Here is a 7,935-nt window from a genome sequence, read left to right on the forward strand (position 1 = left end):
AATTTTTAAAATAGTTCATTCAACTTATAGAATAAAGCTGATCATAAGCCATAAACTTCAGTAATTAAGCTCAATAGCACCGCTAATGTACTGTTATAGCTATAAAAAACCCCTTTGAATATTTCTCATGTTCAACATGAATAAAGTGCACACCAAAACAAAGGAAGTCTAAACGGCTAAACATCCATCTTTTATTTTTACCGATTTATGCCTTTTTCTCGCCAATTGCTACGTAATCGAATCTAACAATAGTGATTAATGAATATGACTCATGTTTTATGTGAAATTAAACCGTTTTTCTTCATATACCAATCAACGTATAAATTACTCATCCCTTAGCGCTAAACACTATTACTAACAACTTAAAGCTGCTGAATAACAAAAACAGCTAAGTAAGTTGCAAGGCTAATAAAGCACAGAGCATTAATCAGGTTTAAATTATAAAATTGGATATAAACACGATGAAAAAAGATTTTACATTTAATATTAAGAGCGTTTCACTCGACGAAAATTATCATCCATCAACTAATACGCGTATCACAACCAACTTTGCTAATTTAGCCAGAGGTGAATACCGCAAAGCAAACTTGCGTAACGCCTTAAACATGATTAACAACCGTTTTAATGCCCTAGCCCACTGGGATAACACCAAAGGTGAGCGTTATGCTGTTGAGCTTGAAATTGTCTCTGTTGAGATAGGTATTGAAGATGGCGGCGAAAGCTTCCCATCAATCGAAATATTAAAAACAAATATTGTTGACCATAAAACTAATAAGCGCATTGAAGGCATTGTAGGAAACAACTTTTCATCGTATGTGCGCGACTACGACTTTAGCGTACTCCTACAAGAGCACAATAAAGGCAAGCCTCAATTTAGTATTCCTGATGACTTTGGGGTTTTACATGGCAAGCTATTTCAGTCATTCGTAAATTCGGATACATACAAACAAAACTTTAAAAAACCACCGGTTATATGCCTAAGTGTGTCAGATAACAAAACCTACAACCGCACCGAAAACCAACATCCGGTACTTGGCGTAGAATACGAACCAAATGAATCGTCTTTAACTGAGCAATACTTCAAAAAAATGGGCTTGCAGGTACGTTACTTTATGCCGCCAAATAGTGCAGCGCCTTTGGCATTATTTTTCTTTGGTGATTTACTTAATGATTACAGCAATCTTGAGCTTATAAGCACCATTAGTACGATGGAAACGTTTCAAAAAATCTACAGACCAGAGATTTATAATGCCAACGCAACAGCGGGTAAATCATATAAACCAAACTTAAAAAACTTGGATCACTCACTAACGCAAATTGTGTATGACCGAGAAGAGCGCGGCAAGTTAGCAAATGAGCAAGGCAAGTTTGCACAAGAGCATTTTATCAAGCCGTACCAAACGGTTCTTGAGCAATTCTCTACTCGCTATCTGTCATAACAACTAATAGTAACAACCAGTAATAACGCGCTTAACGCTACGTTTAATAATTAACTAAAATATACGGCATTATTTATTATGAAAAAATTACTACCTACTTCTACCGCTGGCAGTTTACCTAAGCCGTTATGGCTTGCAGAGCCAGAAACACTTTGGTCACCTTGGAAATTACAAGGTGATGAATTAACCCAAGGAAAATACGACGCCCTACGCTTGTCATTATTCGACCAACAACAAGCAGGCATTGATATTGTTAGCGATGGTGAGCAAACAAGGCAGCATTTTGTAACTACATTTATAGAGCACCTAAATGGCGTTGACTTTGAAAAACGTAAAACAGTAAAAATTCGTGACCGATACGACGCAAGCGTACCCACCGTTGTGGGCCCTGTTAGCCGTCAAAAGTCTGTGTTTGTTGAAGACGCTAAATTTTTACGCAAGCAAACCAAACAACCTATTAAATGGGCATTGCCAGGTCCAATGACCATGATAGACACGCTTTACGATGACCATTATAAAAGCCGCGAAAAACTAGCGTGGGAATTTGCCATAATACTCAATCAAGAAGCAAAAGAATTAGAAGCCGCAGGCGTTGATATCATCCAATTTGATGAGCCCGCGTTTAACGTATTTTTTGATGAAGTGAACGACTGGGGAATTGCCTGTTTAGAGCGCGCAATTGAAGGGCTTAAATGCGAAACCGCCGTGCATATTTGCTATGGCTACGGCATTAAAGCCAATACAGATTGGAAAAAAACATTAGGATCTGAATGGCGACAGTACGAAGAAGCATTCCCTAAGCTTCAGCAATCTAATATCGATATTATCTCACTAGAGTGCCATAACTCGCATGTACCAATGGATTTACTAGAACTCATTCGCGGTAAAAAAGTAATGGTAGGCGCAATTGACGTAGCAAACCACACTATTGAAACGCCAGAAGAAGTAGCTGATACGCTACGTAAAGCACTGCAATTTGTAGATGCCGACAAACTCTACCCGTGTACAAACTGCGGCATGGCTCCACTACCTCACCATATAGCCAGAGGTAAACTAAATGCCTTGAGCGCTGGGGCTGAAATTATAAGAAAAGAGTTATTAGAAAAGAACTAGAAAAGTAGCTTTGAAATACAAATTGTAAACAATAACAACTGTCGCACCATGCCATAGTAAAATCCATAAACATGGTGCGTTAGCTAAAACCGACTAAAGAACAAAGTTTAGGTTAGTTATTTAATTTTTTTATTAAAAAGCTCTAGCCTGTTTTTTGAAAAATCGATAACTGCTTGGCATTGGGTAAAAAAGGGAGAGCCTAACAAGCCATGTACTCCCTTTTCACCACCCGCCACCTGTACATGGTCAAGATTAAGTGACACAAAGCCTGGACTTTCAAACAAGGCATTTCCAAACTCAATTGAATGAACTTCTATATCCCCCATAGCGTGATCCGAAGTGCCCAAGCCTGCTGCATTCTCAACATTGAGTTTTTCTTCAATGCCTAACTCACTTAGGCATCCCCTGTCTAAAACAGATGTTCCAGCGCCAGTATCTAAAATAAAACGTAACAATTTACCGTTAATTTTAGCTTCAACAATTTGGTGGCCTGTTTCTGATATTTCAAACTCAATTACAGTTTTGCCTTCAGATAAATTCATATACGTTCCTTGTTATAAAGTTTTTAAAATCTTACTTACTATTTTCAGCTTCCCACAATTAATAGCCAAATTTTACTAGTCGCCCACCTCAGCGCGTTTTGTTAGGTAACGTTTATCACCTGAGGCTCAATATTTGTTAAAACATGAATGATTTCATTTGTAGTCATTACTGAATAATGAAACAGCTTATTGTTGTTTAAACTGAAAGTATTCGTTTTAGTTTGAGCATACTCCAATAAGCATGAATCAGAATACACGCCGATTACGCCCGAATCACGGTTTTGATGATAGTCATGAAAATGGCTACTTTCATCATAAGTTTCAAATAAAACGGTATTTGTAAACACAACCATAAACCTTACGGGATCATCGCCTTTTATATAAGTTTTAAGGTTCAGTGTTAGTAACCCATCAACATACGATAATTTGTCTAAGCTCCAGTCTTGGTAATTATTTGTGACTTCATCGATGGCAGTATTCATTTAATTACCTAACGAGCCTGTAGATTAACTCGTTTCTATTTGTTTTTATTGATAAACAAACCATAGCTGAGTTCCTAATTTGGTTCAATCTATTAGTGTTTTCATAAAATTTAGAATGGGTGTCTAGTTTATTTAAGAATGGGGATACGCTTTTATTATTTCCCTAAGTCTTTTTATTATTAGGGTTTTCAAAAGCACCAGCAAGAGCTTGAAATACCATTTCAGGCTCACCAGATTCAATATTAATCCGACTAAAATACCTTGCTTGCCAATGCCAAAATTCAACTTCAAAATATTTTGCTAAATATCTAGAATCCGCCTCTTTAATATCTACCATAAAATTTAACTTTTTATAGAAATGTTCAATTTTAGATATTTTTTGCCACTCTTCCGTAGATAGTTTTCGGTAAAGACTATCCCAAGATGGGCTTTCAATTTCTAGCATCGACTTTTTAAGTGCTTTACTTGCATCATTACGAATCTGAATGTAATCCGGAGAACTGTATTCTTGTATCAGATCAAGAGCTCTATTTTTTCTTTCACGATTAGTTTCATGGATAACTATTAAAGTTGCAGAAAGTCCTGCACCAATACCCGCTCCTAGGAGTGCAGCCCCAAGACTACCTGTTAATGCACCGACTACCGCACTAAAAACACTCGTAATTGTTATTGCTTCCATTACCCCTCCAAGGGATCAATTAATACCGACCAAACCAGACAGCCACTTTAATTGAACAAACAAAACTGTGCCACAAAATTAGCTCTTCAGGTTCATAATTAACCTTTTATTACTGGGTCGCTTTCATTTCATCTATTAAATAAGTCATTACATTTTTAAACCCAAATTACACGCATGAAAATAACTCCGTATGGCATTTTTAACTTTTACTGAACTGTTTTAATTTATGCGAGTAGCTTTTCGCAATTGCTAATATTTGATCGCCGTTTACGCTTTAAATTTTCACAGTAACTTGCTTGTGAAGTGGGTCTGCCTACTGCACCATGAAATACGCGCGTAAATTGCGTAGTCAGTTTTAACCAGTTCTCTGGGGAGATATTAAGCCTTTCTAACAAAGGTAGGTTCATGTTATCAATATGCCCACGCTTATCCTCTCGTATTATTCGCCCTGTTAGCTCAACAAGTTCAAGGTACGATTTAAGCTCAAACGGCAGCCCTTTGGGCATAATCTGACGAGGCATACCAGCAAAACGTAGTAACTGTTTTGGTTGTTTACCTTCTGCTGCGCATGTTAAACGCTTTTGTACACTGGTATGCTTTGACTCCTCCGGTGTGTTAGTCATTTTAGCTCTAATGGGATTTAAATCGACATAGGCCATACACGCTGCAAGTGCTGCTTCATCTAGTAATGCCTGCGATTTGAATCTACCCTCCCAGAACCTCCCTGTGCAGTTATCTTCTTTATTTGCTCTGCGCGCAATGTCTTCATTTAAGAGCCGCATAAACCAGCTGATACTTGATAAGCGTTCGCGGTATTGTTTAACCGTTTGGTTGAAAAAGATGAGCTCAACTTTACTTAACTTTTCACCTTGTACATATTTTTGCGTTAACAATGTGCCTTTACAGAGTTTATGCCAGCGAATAACAATCGCTTTATCATTCAGCCTGTTTGCTTTCTTATCATCTACATATAGTACCAAATGGGTGTGATTACTCATTACGGCATAAGTACATACATCAATACAAAATATTTTTGCGAGCATAAGTAACTTATCTTCAACCCAACCTCTACGATGCTCGTAAGATTGACCTGTAAAACGGTCTTCGCCACATAAAAATGCACGACGCACGCAACGTGAAATACAATGGTAGTATTTTGTATCAACCAAACTTACTTGACGTTTTCTCGCGATTGCCATAAGACACCCAGCTTGTTTTTTGCACTAAACAAAGGCTAGCCTCTAACTCCGTAAAGTGCAAAATTTAGGATGGGTGTCACTGTTAATTAAAGAAATAAAGGATGTTGAAATTCTCACCGATGATATGGCGGTGATCACGCCAAACTTATTGCTTATTGAATGCCTCGTTCCTCAACTCAAACAGCTAATGTTGGCAATAACACAATTTGATGACGAAATTAAAACGCTTTATAAGCAACATAAAGATCGCGCTATTTTTGATAGTTTACCAGGTGCAGGCCCACAATTAGCACCTCGATTATTAGCCGCTATGGGGTCAAATCGTGACCGCTATAAGTGCGCCGCTGACATACAAAAATACGCAGGCATTGCTCCAGTAACCGAACGCAGTGGCAAAAAGGAATGGATACACTGGCGATACTCGTGCACTAAATTTTTAAGGCAAACATTTGTGGAATGGGCTGGATTATCTGTGCGTTATTCATTTTGGGCTAAAGCATATTATCGGCAGCAAGAAGCCAAAGGAAAACCTCATAATACCATCATCAGATCATTAGTATTTAAGTGGATACGAATCCTATTTAGGTGCTGGAAAACACATACGCCCTACGATGAATCAACTTACTTAACGGCATTGAAAAGTAAGGGATCACCGCTGTTAAAATTTGCGGTGGAAAGTGAGCTTTAGCGCTTGCTGTCCACCTCAGGGCGTGTTGTTATGAGTACATTTGATACTGGACTAAAAGACTACTAAGTGTAAAAACAACACCAAAGTTTAAACCAAATTTTGCGTACCACATAGGGACGGTAGTTTGATCACTTTGCTCTGCTGGATTTTTTGCTACCAACCAGAACCCATAAGCCCACCCTAAAATATTATGAGTTACATAAAAAACTGGAATCAATATCTGCCAATTTTGAAACTCAAAATTAAATAAAGCGACTATTGAAACAATGGCCCATAAAAACTCTATAGTTGTAGTAACTACAGAAAACTGACCTGTTTTGATGACACCGGAATTTTTTACGATTAGATAACCGTCATAAATGACAATCAGTCCAATTATGACACTAATGCCTAAATATACTTCTAACATTGCTTGTACTCATAACGAGCCTGTAGATTAACTCGTTTTTAAATTTGTTTTTATTGATAAACAAACCATAGCTGAGTTCCTATTTTGGTTCAATTGATTACTGTATTTTTACGCAGAATATAGAAGTGTTTGATATTGTTTTAATTGGCGTTTTGGAAGGGATTACGGGTGTTTGAGTGGCTTTTATTTAGAGTAAGAGGGCTTACCCTACTTAATGTATCGTATTTCAGCTTTTCTATATTATGAACAAGGCAATACAGTTGCCACACAATAAAGTAAAGGCATTCACTTTTGTTTGACCCCGTAAGGTCAATTTATTCATGCCTTTTTTCACTGTAATGTTCCGCTTTTTATTTAAAGGAAAGCCGGTTCAATACAGCCGAGTCGTTTGCCATTCTTTAATAAACAGATATCGTCCCGATTGGGCTGTCTATTGTTACTTTCATTTTTTCTACATAGTTCAGCTTTTTGCGTGATTCATTATTTATAATAATGCACTCTTCATACTGTTTTTGTTAGCTTTTTTCCTAATGATTAGGATGGGTGTCATCCTAATCATTATTATCTGCACTTTTATCTAGCTTTTCTTTTTGTTTTAAATCCTGAGTTATCAATTCTTCGCCCAGTCCATCTTGTGATTGGTGGCGTTCAATAATACGTTTGCTTGCGCGTTCTAGTTTTGCTTTTTTGCGACCTAACTCATCGAATGTGCCACTCCACTCTTTACTCGCATTGGACTTTAATTTACACCCATCAATGGCAAACATGTTGCGGCCTATCAAGCCTTCCTCGTCACATATCATCAGCACTTGCGTAAAAAGCGGCTCAATCTGTTCATGCATTTTAGCCACAAAACCCGCTATAGATGTGTAATGCGGCTGGATATCACCCGACACACTCATAAATAAAATATTATGCTCGCAAGCCTTTGCAATCCGACGGCTACTGATAAAACCATGTGCATAGCCCAGTAAAATAATCTTTAGCATTACCGAAGGCGGATACGCAGCAGCGCCCGTTTTGTCATTGTTGTACCACGCGTCAAACCCCGATAAATCGAGTTTATTTTCGACAATATAACAAAGGGCATACTCAAAAGTGCCAGGCAGAATTTGCTCAGCGAAATTGATAGGAATGAATTTATTTTGACAAGATAAGTCAGGCTTGTAGTTAGCCATAACAGTTTACCGTGGGTGAATAATATCTATTAGATCACAGCGAATGAATGGATTCAAGGTTAAAAAGCAACCAACCAAGAATAGTAGGATACGTTCCTAAAAAGAGTAATTCTACAGCCTCAACGCCTTACTAAGAGGCAAATAATTGTTGGTTAAAATAAGCGACGAAGGAGCAAAAACCAACTATTATTTGTCCTTTTGAGTAA

9 protein-coding genes are annotated in these 7,935 nt (G+C 37.7%); 3 read left to right on the top strand and 6 right to left on the bottom strand.

Annotated elements, in window-relative coordinates:
• Nucleotides 1–461 precede the first annotated feature (461 nt).
• Together P20429_RS11005 and P20429_RS11000 are read left to right on the top strand one after the other, a co-directional pair.
• The gene (locus tag P20429_RS11005; protein WP_007582790.1) at nt 462–1,439 is read left to right on the top strand and encodes a DUF1852 domain-containing protein; all 978 of its coding nucleotides are present in this window, start codon (nt 462–464) and stop codon (nt 1,437–1,439) included.
• A 78-nt stretch (nt 1,440–1,517) separates the two neighbouring features.
• Entirely contained in the window at nt 1,518–2,552 is a 1,035-nt protein-coding gene (locus P20429_RS11000; RefSeq protein WP_007582792.1) for a methionine synthase, read from the top strand.
• A 116-nt stretch (nt 2,553–2,668) separates the two neighbouring features.
• On the opposite strand, the gene P20429_RS10995 is transcribed toward P20429_RS11000, so the two are convergent.
• The 4 genes from P20429_RS10995 to P20429_RS10980 form a co-directional block, all read right to left on the bottom strand.
• Nucleotides 2,669–3,094 carry a retropepsin-like aspartic protease gene (locus P20429_RS10995; protein ID WP_007582793.1) on the bottom strand — a complete coding sequence of 142 codons (426 nt, stop codon included), beginning with the start codon at nt 3,092–3,094 and terminating at the stop codon, nt 2,669–2,671.
• 101 nt (nt 3,095–3,195) lie between these two features.
• Entirely contained in the window at nt 3,196–3,576 is a 381-nt protein-coding gene (locus P20429_RS10990; protein ID WP_007582796.1) for a hypothetical protein, read from the bottom strand.
• 163 nt (nt 3,577–3,739) lie between these two features.
• Nucleotides 3,740–4,255, bottom strand: a complete 516-nt coding sequence (locus P20429_RS10985; RefSeq protein ID WP_007582799.1) for a hypothetical protein — start codon at nt 4,253–4,255, stop codon at nt 3,740–3,742.
• A 224-nt stretch (nt 4,256–4,479) separates the two neighbouring features.
• The gene (locus P20429_RS10980; RefSeq protein WP_007582800.1) at nt 4,480–5,454 is read right to left on the bottom strand and encodes a transposase; all 975 of its coding nucleotides are present in this window, start codon (nt 5,452–5,454) and stop codon (nt 4,480–4,482) included.
• A 73-nt stretch (nt 5,455–5,527) separates the two neighbouring features.
• Here P20429_RS10980 and P20429_RS10975 point away from each other — a divergent pair, with 73 nt between their 5' ends.
• Nucleotides 5,528–6,142 carry an IS110 family transposase gene (locus tag P20429_RS10975; protein WP_007582802.1) on the top strand — a complete coding sequence of 205 codons (615 nt, stop codon included), beginning with the start codon at nt 5,528–5,530 and terminating at the stop codon, nt 6,140–6,142.
• Between the two features lie 28 nt (nt 6,143–6,170).
• Here the strand turns inward: P20429_RS10975 and P20429_RS19415 are convergent, their stop codons facing one another.
• Both P20429_RS19415 and P20429_RS10970 read right to left on the bottom strand, forming a co-directional pair.
• Entirely contained in the window at nt 6,171–6,551 is a 381-nt protein-coding gene (locus tag P20429_RS19415; RefSeq protein WP_033026676.1) for a hypothetical protein, read from the bottom strand.
• A gap of 551 nt (nt 6,552–7,102) precedes the next feature.
• Nucleotides 7,103–7,729: a transposase gene (locus P20429_RS10970; protein WP_007582805.1), complete on the bottom strand. Its 627-nt coding sequence runs from the start codon at nt 7,727–7,729 to the stop codon at nt 7,103–7,105.
• Nucleotides 7,730–7,935 lie beyond the last annotated feature (206 nt).

This window comes from Pseudoalteromonas sp. BSi20429, from assembly GCF_000238895.1.
GTDB classification, from domain to species: domain Bacteria; phylum Pseudomonadota; class Gammaproteobacteria; order Enterobacterales; family Alteromonadaceae; genus Pseudoalteromonas; species Pseudoalteromonas arctica.